We start from the raw sequence: 13,038 nt of genomic DNA, 5'->3' as shown, positions 1-13,038 counted from the left end.
CGCATTGCGCCCCGCCCGTGACGGCGGGGCTTTTGCGTTTGTGATCTCGGCATCGCCGCTGCGACAGGAAGCCTGCTGTAGCCTCGGTGCGAGGGCGCTAGGGTCCCGGCCATGCGCCTGATTTGCCTGATCCTGATCCTTTCGGTCCTGCTGACCGGCCATGCGCTGGCTGCGGCGCGGGGGCAGGCGCAGATCGGCGAGCGGCTGGTCCTCTGCACCGGTCATGCAGTGGTCGTGGTCTACGGTCCCGATGGCGCGCCGGTCGAAAGTCCCTATTTCTGCCCCGACATGGCGCTTGCGCTTCTGGCCGCGCTTTCCGATTCCGACCCCGCCGCCGATCCTGCGCCGCGCAACCTGTCGGCGCGTTTTGATCCTTTTGTCCTCCACGGCCAACCGGTCGCGCCAGTCTTGGCACAGGCGCGCGATCCGCCTTCGGTCTGATCTTCGCGACCAGAGACGAACTCACGACAAGGACTGATTGAATGAAGATCGCACTTCTCGCCGCTGCTGCGGCGCTGCTGCCGCTGGCGGCCATGGCGCAGGACGGGTTGATGGCCCATGACGCCTATGCCCGGGCCTCGAACCCGAAATCCGGCGCCGCCTTCATGGTGATCGAGAACCATGGCACCACCGCCTGCACTCTGCAGGGGGTCAGCTCGGATGCCGCCGCCAAGGTAGAGCTGCACAGTCATCAAGAGGCCGATGGTGTCATGAAGATGGGCCCGATCGAGGGCGGGATCGAGATCGCGCCGGGGGCCAGCCATGCGCTGGCGCGGGGCGGCGATCATGTCATGCTGATGGGGCTGACCGAGCCGCTGGAGAACGGCGCGGGTGTCAAACTGGCGCTGGATCTCGGGATTTGCGGCAGCCTCGATGTCGAGGTTCCGGTGGACAATGACCGCCAGCCCGAAGCGGCGGGTGGCATGGATCACAGCCAGATGGACCATGGTAAAATGGATCACGGCGCCCCTGCCGGCAACTAACTCGCGCTGACCCGCGCGATCAGGGCCTGCACCTGCGGGCCCAGATGGCCGACCAGCAACTCCACCCCTTTGGCCGATGGGTGGATGCCATCGTCCAGCAGGAAAGGCTTGCGCTCGCCTGCCGGGATCGCCGCCAGCGGGGCATAGAGATCGGGCAGCAGCAGGGCGTCATGGCGCGCAGCCAGTCGCGGCCAGATCCCGGCCCAGCCCCGGCGCCAGTCCTGCCGCCTGCCCGGCGCATGGATGCCGACCAGCAGCAGCGGGCGGTCCTTGGCCCCTGCGGTGGTCAGGATCGCGTCCAGATTGGCCTCGGCCTGCGCCGGGGACCAGCCCAGCAGCATGTCATTGCCGCCCAGTTGTACGATCACCGCATCGGCCCCGCCCCGCAGCGCCCAGTGGATGCGGACGCGACCGCCATAGGTGGTGTCACCCGACAGGCCGCGATTGACGATGCGGGCGGGCGTGCTGCGGGCGACCAGCCAGTCCTGCAGCATCGGCACCAGCCCCTTGCTGGCCGGCAGGCCATAGCCCGCCGTCAGGCTGTCCCCGAATGCGAGGATGCGCGGCCCGGTCTCGGCCCGTGCTGCTTGGGTCCATGCGGCAAGGGGCCAGAGAGCGGCCCCCGCCAGAAGTGCCCTTCGCCCGATCACGGCGCCCGCTTCAGCCGCAGGGCATTGCTGACCACGAAGACCGAGGACAGCGCCATCGCCCCCGCGCCCAGCATCGGAGACAGTTGCGGCCCGCCAAGGGGCACCAGCGCCCCCATCGCCACCGGGATCAGCGCGGCGTTATAGGCGAAGGCCCAGAACAGGTTCTGGCGGATATTGCGCATCACCGACCGGCTGAGCCGGATGGCGGTGACGACGCCCGCCGGATCGCCGCCGATCAGCACCGCATCGGCCGATTCGATGGCGACATCGGTGCCGGTGCCGATGGCAATGCCGGTATCGGCCGCCGCGAGCGCCGGCGCATCATTGATGCCGTCGCCGACGAAGACCGAGCCCTTGCCCATCTCGCGCACCGCCTTGAGCTTGCCATCTGGCAGCACGCCGCCGATCACCCGGTCGATCCCCAGCTGACGTCCCACCGCATCCGCCGTGGCCTGCGTATCGCCCGAGATCATCACCGTCTGGGTCCCCAGACCATGCAGCGCCGCGATGGTCGATACCGAGCCCTCACGGATCGGATCGGCCAGCGCGAAGGCCGCGACGTGACGGCCATCGACGGCCAGATGCACCGGGGTTGCACCGTTCGCGGACCATTCAGCGGCGCGGTCGATCAGCGCGGGGGCCAGATCGATCCCGGTCTCCTCGAGAGCGCGGCGATTGCCGATCAAAAGGCGCTTGCCCTCGACCTCTGCGGAAAGCCCGCGCCCGGCATTGGCGGTGACGCCATTGGCTTCTGGCAGGGTCAGGCCGCGCTCGCGCGCCGCATTGACCAGCGCCGCCGCCAGCGGATGTTCCGACCGCGACTCGGCAGCTGCGGTCAGGCGCAGCGCCTCGTCCTCGGTGATACCCTCGGTCGCCATCGTGGTCAGCGCCGGGGTGCCCTTGGTCAGCGTGCCGGTCTTGTCGAAGGCGACGATTCGGGCCTCGGCCAGCCGTTGCAGCGCATCGCCGCGACGGAAGAGCACGCCCAGTTCCGCGCCCCGCCCGGTGCCCACCATGATCGAGACCGGCACGGCCAGCCCCATCGCACAGGGACAGGCGATGATCAGGACGGCGACGGCGGCGACGAAGGCCGGGGCAAGTCCGGGGCCGAAGATCAGCCACAGGGCGAAAGTCAGGATCGCGAGGCCGATGACCACCGGGACAAAGACCCGGGTGATCTGGTCCACCAGCGCCTGCACCGGCAGCTTCGCCGCCTGCGCATCCTCGACCATACGGACGATCCGCGCCAGCGCGGTATCGGCCCCGGTCGCGGTGACGCGGTAGGTCAGCGCCGATGTGACATTGACCGTGCCGCCCGTCACCGGATCGCCAGTGGTCTTCGCCACCGGCACCGGCTCGCCGGTCAGCATGGATTCGTCGATCAGCCCGTGGCCCTCGGTGATCTGGCCATCCACTGCCACCCGCTCACCCGGTGCCAGCCGCACCAGATCGCCGGGGTGAAGATCGGACACGGCCACCCGCGCTTCGACCCCATCGCGCAAGACGATGGCATGATCGGGCGCCAGCTCCACCAGCCGCCGGATCGCCGCGCCGGCCTGACCCTTGGCCCGCGCCTCGAGCCAGCGGCCCAAGAGGATCAGCGTGACGATGACCGCTGCCGCCTCGAAATAGACATGACGGGCGCTTTCCGGCAGCAGGGCAGGGGCCAGCGTCACGACCGAGGAATAAAGGAACGCCGCCCCGGCCCCCAGCGCCACGAGGCTGTTCATCTCGGGCGCGGCCCGCAAAAGCGCGGGGATGCCGATGCGGAAGAACACCCGGCCCGGAAAGGCGAGCACGAGGGTGGTCAGCGCCATCTCGGCCAGCCATAGGGGCTGGGTGCCGATGGTCATGTAAAGCCAGTGATGCAGCGCCGGAACGATATGGCCGCCCATCTCGAGGATGAACACGGGCAGGGTCAGCGCCAGCGCGATGAGGAAGTTGCGGCGCAGCGTCGCCGCATCCTCGTCATGATGCAGGTGATCGGCATGGGGATCGGCATCGGCGGTGCGGGGCTGGGCTGGATAGCCCTTGGCGGTTACGGTCTGCGCCAAGGCCTCGGCCGAGACGGCGGCGCTGTGCGTCACCTCGGCGCGGCCGGTGGCAAGGTTCACCGAGGCCGCCTCGACGCCGGGCAGGGCGGTCAGGGCGCGCTCGACCCGGCCGGTGCAGGACGCACAGCTCATGCCTTCGATCTTCAGCGTGGTGTGGTTCGCGGTCAGGGACCGCTGCGGGTGGGTGCCGTGGTGACGGTGGGCGTCAGTTGCGGATGACATGGGGTTGTCCTGTTCTGAATCCGTTGAAAGGGGGTTCAGCGAACAGGATCGGGGGCGCCTGCGGGCGGCGCGGTGTCAGGACGGCGGCAGTCTCCAGGGGCTGCGGCAGGGACAGCCGCAGGGGCGGCAGGTCCGGATGCGCAGGCGCCGCGCGGAACAGCCGAGGCCGCGCCGCCATGTGACAACGACAACCCCGCCCGCCCCGGCCCCGGCAGAGATGCGCGGGGCGGGTTCTGGCTTTGCGCGGCGCGGGGCCGCGATGAGGGGCGAAGGCGCTGTCCATGACCAAGAGATGTGGCCTAGAGGTCGCTGCGTCAAGGTGATGCAAATGCCTCGCGTCGGATTGAATTGCCATTCTGGCCATGGAACATATAGAGAAAGGCCAAACCGAGCAGTTACAGGATTCCCATCTCATGAACCGCCGACAGATGATTTCGCTGGCCCTGCCGCTGATCGCCGCGCCCTCGCTGGTGCTGGCGCAGGCTGCGCCCGCTGCCCCGCAAGTGACCCAGACCGCCACCCGCGACCCCTATGCCCCGACCGAGGTCGCCATCCGCGACGGGTTCGAGGTGGGCAGTATCGTCGTGGTCAGCAAGGATTTCTTCCTCTATCACGTCATCGCCCCGGGCCGGGCGGTCCGTTATGGCGTGGCCGTCGGCAAGGACGAACTGGTCTGGAAGGGCCGCGCGACCGTCGGCCGGAAGACCGAATGGCCCAGCTGGAAGCCCACGCCCGACATGATCAAGCGCAACCCGGCCGCATACAAGAAATACGAGAACGGCATGCCCGGCGGCCCCAGCAACCCGCTGGGGGCCCGCGCGCTCTATCTCTACAACGCCAATGGTCAGGACACTGCGATCCGCATCCACGGCACGACCGAGCCCGGCTCGATCGGCCGCGCGGTCAGCAATGGCTGCCTCAGGATGCGCAACGAGGCGGTGATGAGCCTCTACGACCAGATCCCGATCGGCACCCCCGTCTACGTCTACTGACTTGGCCCTCCGGCTCAGCGATGTGTCGCACCCCGCCCGCGCGGGGTTCGACGACATCATCGACGTGCGATCCCCCGCCGAATTCGCCGAGGATCACCTGCCCGGCGCGATCAACCTGCCGGTGCTGGATGATGCCGAGCGGGCGCGGGTCGGCACCATCTACAAGCAGGTTTCTCCCTTCGACGCCCGCAAGCTGGGCGCCGCTCTGGTCGCCGCGAATGCCGCGCGCCATATTTCCGGACCACTGGCGGATCGTCCCGGCAGCTGGCGACCGCTGGTCTATTGCTGGCGGGGCGGGCAGCGGTCGGGGTCCTTCGCCTCGATCCTGTCGCAGATCGGCTGGCGGGTGGAACTGGTGGAGGGCGGCTATAAAAGCTGGCGGCGGCTGGTGGTCGAGCGGGTTCAGGAGAAGCTCGTGCCATCGCCGGTCATCGTGATCGACGGCAATACCGGCAGCGCCAAGACCGCCATTCTGGGCCGGCTGGCCGCGCTTGGCCATCAGGTGATCGATCTCGAGGGGCTGGCCCGGCATCGCGGCAGCCTGTTCGGCGCGATGGAAGGTGGCCAGCCCAGCCAGAAGGCTTTCGAGGGGCGGCTGGCCTTGGCGCTCGAGGCGCTGGACCCGGCCCGCCCGGTGCTGGTCGAGGCCGAAAGCAGCCGCATCGGCGAGATCACCGTGCCCAAGATGATGTGGCAGGCGCTTTGCGCTGCCCCGCGCATCCGGCTTGATGTGCCGGTGACTGCCCGCGCCGCCTATTCGGCCCGCGACTATGCCGATGTGGTGGCCGATCCGGCGCGTCTCGAAGCCATCCTTGCCGCGCTGGCACCGCTGCACCCGGCGGAACGGATCGAGTCGTGGCTGGCTCAGGCGCAGGCCGGAGCTTGGGCGGCGCTGGCCGAGGGGCTGATGCGCGACCATTACGACCCGCGCTACCTGAAGCATCGCAGCCGCTATGCCGAGCGGGAGAAGGCCGTGGTGGCGCTGGACAGCCTCGACGATCTGGAGGCGGCCGCCAGCCGCGTCGAGGCGGCGCTGGCCGGGACCGTGAGCTGACCTATTCGCCCTGGGTGGGTCATTTGTGAATATCCAAGGCCGAGGTCGCCCGATTGTGAACGGGTGCGGCGCGAAGCCGACATACACTTTCCACGGGAAAAGCGATGGAGGGTGCGGATATGAACCGGATGACGGCGAAGGATTTCGATCAGGAACTGCTCGAGCTTTACGACTATTACGCCCATGGGATGATTACCAAGCGCGAGTTTCTGGACCGGGCGGCGAAATTCGCCGTGGGTGGCGTGACGGCGGTGGGGCTGTTGCAGATGATGAGCCCGAACTACGCCATGGCCCAGCAGGTGAATTTCAACGACGAGACCATCCTGCCCGAATACATCACCTATGACAGCCCCAACGGAAATGGCACGGTGCGCGGCTACCTGGTGCGGCCTGCGGGGGCCGAGGGGCCGCTGCCGGCGGTGCTGGTGGTGCACGAGAATCGCGGACTGAACCCCTATATCGAGGATGTGGCGCGGCGGCTGGCCAAGGCCGGGTTCATGGCGCTGGCCCCGGACGGGCTGACCTCGGTCGGGGGCTATCCTGGCAATGATGCCGAGGGGCGCGAGTTGCAGCAGACGGTCGATCCGACGAAACTGATGAACGATTTCTTCGCCGGGGCCGAGCATCTGATGGGGCGCGAGGATTCGACCGGCAAGGTCGGCGCGGTGGGCTTTTGCTATGGCGGCGGCGTCTGCAACGCGCTGGCCGTCGCCTATCCCGAGCTTGCCGCCTCGGTCCCCTATTACGGGCGGCAGGCGGCCATCGAGGATGTGGCGAAGATCGAAGCGCCGTTGCTCCTGCACTATGCGGAACTCGACGAGCGCATCAACGAGGGCTGGCCGGCCTATGAGGAGGCGCTGAAGGCCGCCGGCAAGACCTATGAGGGCCATATCTATCCGGGGGTGAATCACGGTTTCCACAATGATTCGACGCCGCGTTTCGATCAGGCAGCGGCCGACCTGTCCTGGCAGCGGACGGTGGATTGGTTCAACAAATACCTGACCGCCTAGCCGTCCCTCAGAAACCGGCGCAGCACCTTTTCCAGCTTGGCGGCGCCGAAGGGGGCCATGGCCTTGGTATGTTCGTGGCTCAGCGATTCATCCGACATGCCGGCGCCCATATTGGTGATGACCGAGATGGCGGCGCAGCGAAGGCCGAAGAAGCGGCCAAGGATGATCTCGGGCACGGTCGACATGCCGACCGCGTCGCCGCCGATGATCCGGGTCATGCGGATCTCGGCCGGGGTCTCGAAGCTCGGCCCCGAGAACCAGCAATAGACCCCTTCGGGCAGGTCGATCCCCTCGGCCAAGGCGGCGGCCGCGAGGCGCTGGCGCAGGCCCTCATCATGCGCATCCGTCATCGGCTGGAACCGCGCATCTGTCCTTTCGCCGATCAGCGGGTTGGCCCCGGACAGATTGATATGGTCCGAGAGCATCATCAGCGAACCGGGCGGCATCTCATCGCGCACCGAACCGGCGGCATTGGTCAGCAGCAGGTTCTTGGTCCCCAGCCCGGCCAGCACCTCGAGCGGCAGGCGCATTGCGGCGGGGTTGCCGGATTCGTAGTAATGCGAGCGGCCGCCGAAGACGGCGACGCGCCGGCCCTCCAACTGGCCGATGACCAGTTGCGGCACATGGCCCGAGACCCCGGCATGGGGAAAGCCCGGCAGCTCGTCATAGGGGATGGCGACGCCGTCCACCGTGCCCGAGATATGACCAAGGCCCGAGCCGAGGATCAGACCGTATTCGGGGGCGTCCTCACCCGCGCGCTCGCGGATGAGGGCAACAAGTTCAGCGCTCTTTGACATAGGGTTCTCCGCCCGCGCGCGGCGGGATGGCGCGGCCGACAAAGCCCGCCAGAATGATGACGGTCAGGATATAGGGCAGCGCGTTCATGAACATGGACGGGATGGTGATGATCCCGAGATCCAGATTGGGATAGCGGTTGGCGATCGCCTCCAGGAGACCGAAGAGGAAGGTCGCGCCAAGCGCGCTCCACGGCCGCCACTTGGCAAAGATCAGCGCGGCAAGGGCGATGAAGCCGCGACCGGCGGTCATTTCCTTGACGAAACCGGCGGACAGCGCGGTGGCCAGATAGGCCCCGGCAATGCCGCAGAGGATGCCGCAAATGGCGATGGCGGCATAGCGCAGCCGCGTGACCGAGACGCCCGCCGTATCGACCGAGGCCGGGTTCTCGCCCACCGCGCGCAGGCGGAGGCCAAAGCGGGTGCGGTTCAGCACCCACCAGGTCAGCGGCACCATGGCGAAGGCGAGGTAGACCAGGATCGTATGGCCCGAGATCAACTCGGCATAGATCGGCCCGATGACCGGCACGTCGCGCAGCGCATCGGCGAAGGGCAGGGTGATCTCGCCGAAGCGGGCATTGCCTTCCAGCGCGGGTGTGCGACCCCCGAGGCCGAAGATCTTCTGGCCCAGCAGCACCGTCAGCCCCGAGGCGAGGAAGTTGATCGCCACGCCGGAGATCAACTGGTTGCCGCGGAAGGTGATCGAGGCGAGGCCGTGGATCAGCGACAGCGCCAACGACCCCGCGATCCCCGCCATCAGCCCCAGCCAGGCGCTGCCGGTCACATAGGCGACCGAGGCGGCGGTAAAGGCCGCCATCAGCATCTTGCCCTCCAGCCCGATGTCGAAGACGCCCGAGCGTTCGGAATAAAGCCCCGCCAGACAGGCCAGCAGCAAGGGCGTCATCAGCCGCACGGCCGAATCGAGGATCTGGATGATGGTCGCGAAATCCATCACGCACCTCCCCGCTTGCGCATCGACAGGAACAGCCGTTCCAGCGGCATCCGCACCATGTTGTCCAGCGCCCCGGTGAACAGGATCACCAACGCCTGGATGACCACGATCAGCTCGCGCGGGATCGAGGTCCACAGCGCCAGTTCACCGCCGCCCTGGTAGAGGAAACCGAAGAGAAGCGCGGCGAGGAACACGCCCAGGGGATGGTTGCGGCCCATCAGCGCCACCGCGATGCCGATGAAGCCCGCGCCTTCCACGGCGTTCAGCACCAGCCGCTCGGCCTCGCCCATGACGTTGTTGATGGCCATCAGCCCGGCCAGCCCGCCCGAGATCAGCATGGCGATGATGGTGATCCGCACGGGCGAGATGCCGGCATAGAGCGCGCCGGGCTCGGACTTGCCGAAGGCGCGGATCTCGTACCCCAGGCGGGTGCGCCAGATCAGCAGCCAGACCAGCAGGCAGGCGCCGATAGCGACGAAGAAGGTGACATTGACCGGGGTGTTCTTGCCCCATTCCATGCCAAAGGCCAGCGCCATGTCACTGAGCGAGGGCAAATGCGTGCTTTCGGGAAAGCGCGCCGAGGCCGGGTCCATGCTGCCCACCGGGCGCAGCACGTTCACCAGCACGTAGTTCAGAGCCGCCGCGGCGATGAAGTTGAACATGATGGTGGTGATGACGATATGGCTGCCGCGTTTCGCCTGCAGCCAGGCCGGGATGAAGGCCCAGGCCGCGCCAAAGGCCGCCGCGCCGATCATCGCCACCGGCAGGGCGATCAGCCAATGCGGCAGCGGCAGGTACAAAAGCACCAGCGCCACGCCAAGGCCACCCATGGCCGCCTGCCCCTCGCCGCCGATGTTGAACAGGCTGGCGTGATAGGCGACCATGACCGCGAGGCCGGTGAAGATGAAATTCGTGGTGTAATAAAGGGTGAAACCCCAACCATAGCTGGAGCCGAGCGAGCCCTCGATCATGGTCTTCAGCGCCAGCCAGGGGCTCTCCCCGATGGCGAGGATCACAAGCGCAGAGATCGCCGCGGCCAGCAGCAGCGAGATCAGCGGCGTCAGGATGACATCCGCCCATTTCGGCATCTTTTCCATCAGTCATATACCCATGTGGTCAGCGGGTCGCGCCGCAACAGCTGCTCGCAGAGCCGGGTGAAACCCGCCGGATCGGTCAACCGCGAGGTCACGTCAAGCGGGCTGCCGCTGTTCAGCAGGTAATAGAGGCGCTCGAACAGCGGCGCGCGCTGGCTGGGGAAGGCATTGCGATGCAGCGTGACTGTCGCGGCACTGGTGCCCGGGCCGCCGGACCAGCGGGCGAGGCAGCGCCCCTCGCGCGCGGTGGCGAGGTTGCGATTTGGCTGTGTCGCGTCGCCTTGCAGCAGGCAGGCCGAGCCCTTGTCGGTGGTGGCGCAAGCGGCGCCAGCGCCCTGCAACCCGGCCAGCGGCGCGGCGTCAGCCCAGGCTCCGCCGGGGTTGCGTGCCAGAAGCTGGTTCTCCGGGGCGGAGAGCGGCGGCATCGGCAGCAGCCCCCCCGGTTCGGATGAGGTGCAGGCCGACAGGCCGAGGGCGGCGATCAGGATGGCAAGAGGCTTCATGGCTGGCCTCCCGGCAAATCCTCGACATGCTTCAGATCCGGCGGAATGCCGGCGCTGTCGGGGGTGTTCTCGGTATCGGTGATCCCGGCCATCAGCAGGCCCAGTTCGCCGGTCGTCGTCTCGCCCGGCAGGCGTTCGCCCATGATGCGGCCGTCGAACATCACCGCGATGCGGTCCGACAGCGACAGGATCTCGTCCAACTCGACGCTGACCAGCAGAACCGCCTTGCCGGCATCGCGCAGCTCCACGATACGCTTGTGGATGAACTCGATGGCGCCGATATCCACCCCGCGCGTCGGCTGGCCGATCAGCAGCAGATCGGGGTTCCGCTCGATCTCGCGGGCGACAACGATCTTCTGCTGGTTGCCACCGGAAAAGTTGCGGGCGGCGAGATTGGCATTGGGCGGGCGCACGTCGAAACGCTTGATCTTGGCCTCGGCATCCTCGCGGATGGCGGCATTGTCCATCAGCCAGCCCTTGTTGAATTCTGGCGCATGGTGATAGCCAAAGGCGACGTTCTCCCAAGCGGTGAAATCCATGATCAGCCCCTCGACCTGCCGGTCCTCGGGAACATGGCCGATGCCCCGCGCGCGGCGGATGGCGGCGTCGGATCTGGTGCCGGTCAGATCCAGTTCCTCGCCATTCATGCGGACCGAGCCGCTGACCTTCGAGCCTTTCTCGGGATAGCCGCCCAGAAGCTCCAGAAGCTGCGTCTGGCCATTGCCGCTGACGCCGGCGATGCCGAGGATCTCCCCGGCGCGAATGTCAAAGCTGATGCCGCGCAGGCGCTCCACGCCCTCGTCATCGACCAGTTTCAGGTCACGCACTTCCAGAATGGCCGCGCCGGGCTGGGCCGGGGTCTTTTCCACGTTCAGCAGCACCTTGCGGCCGACCATCAGCTCGGCCAGCTCCTCGGGGCTGGTCTCGGCGGTCTTCACCGAGGCGACCATCTCGCCGCGCCGCATGACCGACACATTGTCGGTGATCTCCATGATCTCGCGCAGCTTGTGGGTGATCAGGATGATCGTCTTGCCCTCGGCCCTGAGGCCCTCGAGGATGCGGAACAGGTGATCGGCCTCGGCCGGGGTCAGCACGCCGGTCGGCTCGTCGAGGATCAGAATATCGGCCTGCCGGTAGAGCGCCTTGAGGATTTCCACGCGCTGCTGGTGGCCGACCGACAATTCCTCGATCGTCTCGTCGGGATCGACGTTCAGCTGGTATTCCTCGGCCAGTTGCTTCAGCACGCCGCGCGCCTTGGCGAGCGAGGGGCGCAGCAGCCGGCCATCCTCGACGCCGAGGATGATGTTCTCGAGCACGGTGAAATTCTGCACCAGCTTGAAATGCTGGAAGACCATGCCGATGCCGGCCTTGATGGCGGTCTGGCTGTCGGTGATGGTCAGTGGCAGGCCATTGACCAGGATCTCGCCGCTATCGGGCTTGTAGAAGCCGTAGAGGATCGACATCAGCGTCGATTTCCCGGCCCCGTTCTCGCCGATGATGCCGTGGATCGTGCCCTTCTCCACCCGCAGGTTGATGTTCTTGTTCGCCTGCACCGGGCCGAAGGCCTTCGAGATGCCGCGCAGTTCGATGGCAGCGGGGGCGGCCGTGCCGGACCGCCCCCCTGATTGTTGCGCTTGGGCGCTCATTTACATGACCGGGCAGGTATTGTCGGTCGCGTAGTCATGGACCGTGATCTCGCCCGAGGCGATCTTGGCCGTGGCATCGTCGATGGCGGCCTGCATCTCGGGCGTGACCAGCGCCTTATTGTTGTCGTCGATGGCGACGCCCACGCCGCCCGCCTTCAGGTCCATGACCTTCACGCCGGGTTCGAGATCGGTGCCGGCGGTGAAGGCGTCATAGACGGCATTGTCGACGCGCTTGACCATCGAGGTCAGCATGTTCGAGGGGTGAAGGTGATTCTGGTTGCTGTCGACGCCGACGCCCAGCTTGCCCGCATCGGCCACGGCCTGCAGCACACCGATGCCGGTGCCGCCCGCCGCCGCATAGACCACATCAGCGCCCTGGCTGATCTGCGCCTTGGCCAGCTCGCCGCCCTTCACCGGGTCGTTCCACGCGGCAGGGGTTGTGCCGGTATAATTGATCAGCACCTTGCCATCGGGTTTCGCCGCCTTGAAGCCCTGCGCGAAGCCGCATTCGAACTTGTGGATCAGCGGGATGTCCATGCCGCCGATGAAGCCCACCGTGCCCGACTGGCTGGCCATGGCCGCCATGACGCCGGCAAGATAGCTGCCCTGTTCCTCGGTGAAGACCACCGATTGCACGTTCGGCTGCTCCACGACCATGTCGATGATGCCGAACTTGGTGTCGGGATAGTCGCCGGCGACCTTGCCCAGCACGTCGCCGAAGGCAAAGCCGGTCATGATGATCGGGTTGGCGCCGGTTTCGGCCAGGCGACGCAGGGCCTGTTCGCGCTGCGCCTCGGACTGCATTTCCAGTTCCTTGTAGGTGCCGCCGGTCTCGTCGGCCCACCGCTTGGCGCCGTTATAGGCCGCCTCGTTGAAGGATTTGTCGAACTTGCCGCCGAGATCGAAGATCAGCGCCGGCTCGGCCGATGCGATCCCCGCGGTTAGCGCCAGCGTGGCCGCACCCGCGCAGAGGGTTTTCATCAGGGTCATTCTTCTACCTCATCCTGTTGTTTTCTTGCGCGGACGATTCTGCCCGCCAGATGCCCGATTAGGGCGCAAACACCCCGCGAGGGTCAACCGGATT

General features: G+C 67.0%; 13 protein-coding genes. 5 read left to right on the top strand and 8 right to left on the bottom strand.

Annotated features, from left to right (window positions below; genetic code table 11):
• Positions 1 to 111 precede the first annotated feature (111 nt).
• Together Q1A36_RS14075 and Q1A36_RS14070 are read left to right on the top strand one after the other, a co-directional pair.
• Positions 112 to 441, top strand: a complete 330-nt coding sequence (locus Q1A36_RS14075; protein ID WP_299845246.1) for a hypothetical protein — start codon at positions 112 to 114, stop codon at positions 439 to 441.
• A 41-nt stretch (positions 442 to 482) separates the two neighbouring features.
• On the top strand, positions 483 to 983 hold the full coding sequence (locus Q1A36_RS14070) for a copper chaperone PCu(A)C (protein ID WP_299845243.1): 501 nt from the start codon (positions 483 to 485) through the stop codon (positions 981 to 983).
• Here Q1A36_RS14070 and Q1A36_RS14065 read toward each other — a convergent pair.
• Together Q1A36_RS14065 and Q1A36_RS14060 are read right to left on the bottom strand one after the other, a co-directional pair.
• The gene (locus Q1A36_RS14065) at positions 980 to 1,633 is read right to left on the bottom strand and encodes an arylesterase (RefSeq protein ID WP_299845241.1); all 654 of its coding nucleotides are present in this window, start codon (positions 1,631 to 1,633) and stop codon (positions 980 to 982) included. The genes Q1A36_RS14070 and Q1A36_RS14065 overlap by 4 nt on opposite strands.
• Positions 1,630 to 3,909 carry a heavy metal translocating P-type ATPase gene (locus Q1A36_RS14060; RefSeq protein ID WP_299845236.1) on the bottom strand — a complete coding sequence of 760 codons (2,280 nt, stop codon included), beginning with the start codon at positions 3,907 to 3,909 and terminating at the stop codon, positions 1,630 to 1,632. Before Q1A36_RS14060 ends, Q1A36_RS14065 begins: the two co-directional genes overlap by 4 nt.
• A gap of 413 nt (positions 3,910 to 4,322) precedes the next feature.
• Between Q1A36_RS14060 and Q1A36_RS14055 the strand changes: the two genes are divergently transcribed.
• The 3 genes from Q1A36_RS14055 to yghX all read left to right on the top strand — a co-directional run bounded on the left by Q1A36_RS14055 (position 4,323) and on the right by yghX (position 6,965).
• Entirely contained in the window at positions 4,323 to 4,901 is a 579-nt protein-coding gene (locus Q1A36_RS14055; RefSeq protein ID WP_299845233.1) for a L,D-transpeptidase, read from the top strand.
• A 1-nt stretch (position 4,902) separates the two neighbouring features.
• Positions 4,903 to 5,955, top strand: a complete 1,053-nt coding sequence (mnmH, locus tag Q1A36_RS14050; protein WP_299845230.1) for a tRNA 2-selenouridine(34) synthase MnmH — start codon at positions 4,903 to 4,905, stop codon at positions 5,953 to 5,955.
• A 119-nt stretch (positions 5,956 to 6,074) separates the two neighbouring features.
• Positions 6,075 to 6,965 (top strand): YghX family hydrolase, encoded by an 891-nt coding sequence (yghX, locus tag Q1A36_RS14045; protein WP_299845227.1) that lies wholly within the window; start codon positions 6,075 to 6,077, stop codon positions 6,963 to 6,965.
• Here yghX and Q1A36_RS14040 read toward each other — a convergent pair.
• The 6 genes from Q1A36_RS14040 to Q1A36_RS14015 are packed head-to-tail and all read right to left on the bottom strand — an operon-like array spanning position 6,962 to position 12,944.
• Entirely contained in the window at positions 6,962 to 7,762 is an 801-nt protein-coding gene (locus tag Q1A36_RS14040) for a purine-nucleoside phosphorylase (protein WP_299845224.1), read from the bottom strand. The genes yghX and Q1A36_RS14040 overlap by 4 nt on opposite strands.
• Positions 7,746 to 8,711 carry an ABC transporter permease gene (locus tag Q1A36_RS14035; RefSeq protein WP_299845221.1) on the bottom strand — a complete coding sequence of 322 codons (966 nt, stop codon included), beginning with the start codon at positions 8,709 to 8,711 and terminating at the stop codon, positions 7,746 to 7,748. The genes Q1A36_RS14040 and Q1A36_RS14035 overlap by 17 nt, the downstream gene beginning before the upstream one ends.
• Positions 8,711 to 9,808 carry an ABC transporter permease gene (locus Q1A36_RS14030; RefSeq protein WP_101753899.1) on the bottom strand — a complete coding sequence of 366 codons (1,098 nt, stop codon included), beginning with the start codon at positions 9,806 to 9,808 and terminating at the stop codon, positions 8,711 to 8,713. Before Q1A36_RS14030 ends, Q1A36_RS14035 begins: the two co-directional genes overlap by 1 nt.
• Entirely contained in the window at positions 9,808 to 10,308 is a 501-nt protein-coding gene (locus Q1A36_RS14025) for a hypothetical protein (RefSeq protein WP_299845216.1), read from the bottom strand. The genes Q1A36_RS14030 and Q1A36_RS14025 overlap by 1 nt, the downstream gene beginning before the upstream one ends.
• Complete coding sequence (locus tag Q1A36_RS14020; RefSeq protein WP_299845214.1) at positions 10,305 to 11,954, bottom strand: ABC transporter ATP-binding protein; 1,650 nt, start codon at positions 11,952 to 11,954, stop codon at positions 10,305 to 10,307. Before Q1A36_RS14020 ends, Q1A36_RS14025 begins: the two co-directional genes overlap by 4 nt.
• Entirely contained in the window at positions 11,955 to 12,944 is a 990-nt protein-coding gene (locus tag Q1A36_RS14015) for a BMP family ABC transporter substrate-binding protein (protein WP_299845212.1), read from the bottom strand.
• Positions 12,945 to 13,038: the final 94 nt, after the last annotated feature.

Origin of the sequence: uncultured Paracoccus sp., from assembly GCF_947487305.1 — a bacterium.
Taxonomy (GTDB): domain Bacteria; phylum Pseudomonadota; class Alphaproteobacteria; order Rhodobacterales; family Rhodobacteraceae; genus Paracoccus.
This window is presented reverse-complemented; position numbering and strand designations above follow the sequence as displayed.

What these genes read in the sequence shown, in the direction of transcription:
- Q1A36_RS14060 (WP_299845236.1), bottom strand. Translation starts at nt 3,909, where the DNA reads ATGTCATCCGCAACTGACGCCCACCGTCACCACGGCACCCACCCGCAG.
- Q1A36_RS14070 (WP_299845243.1), top strand. Translation starts at nt 483, where the DNA reads ATGAAGATCGCACTTCTCGCCGCTGCTGCGGCGCTGCTGCCGCTGGCG.
- yghX (WP_299845227.1), top strand. Translation starts at nt 6,075, where the DNA reads ATGAACCGGATGACGGCGAAGGATTTCGATCAGGAACTGCTCGAGCTT.
- Q1A36_RS14040 (WP_299845224.1), bottom strand. Translation starts at nt 7,762, where the DNA reads ATGTCAAAGAGCGCTGAACTTGTTGCCCTCATCCGCGAGCGCGCGGGT.
- Q1A36_RS14035 (WP_299845221.1), bottom strand. Translation starts at nt 8,711, where the DNA reads ATGGATTTCGCGACCATCATCCAGATCCTCGATTCGGCCGTGCGGCTG.
- Q1A36_RS14055 (WP_299845233.1), top strand. Translation starts at nt 4,323, where the DNA reads ATGAACCGCCGACAGATGATTTCGCTGGCCCTGCCGCTGATCGCCGCG.
- Q1A36_RS14015 (WP_299845212.1), bottom strand. Translation starts at nt 12,944, where the DNA reads ATGACCCTGATGAAAACCCTCTGCGCGGGTGCGGCCACGCTGGCGCTA.
- Q1A36_RS14025 (WP_299845216.1), bottom strand. Translation starts at nt 10,308, where the DNA reads ATGAAGCCTCTTGCCATCCTGATCGCCGCCCTCGGCCTGTCGGCCTGC.
- Q1A36_RS14075 (WP_299845246.1), top strand. Translation starts at nt 112, where the DNA reads ATGCGCCTGATTTGCCTGATCCTGATCCTTTCGGTCCTGCTGACCGGC.
- Q1A36_RS14020 (WP_299845214.1), bottom strand. Translation starts at nt 11,954, where the DNA reads ATGAGCGCCCAAGCGCAACAATCAGGGGGGCGGTCCGGCACGGCCGCC.
- Q1A36_RS14030 (WP_101753899.1), bottom strand. Translation starts at nt 9,808, where the DNA reads ATGGAAAAGATGCCGAAATGGGCGGATGTCATCCTGACGCCGCTGATC.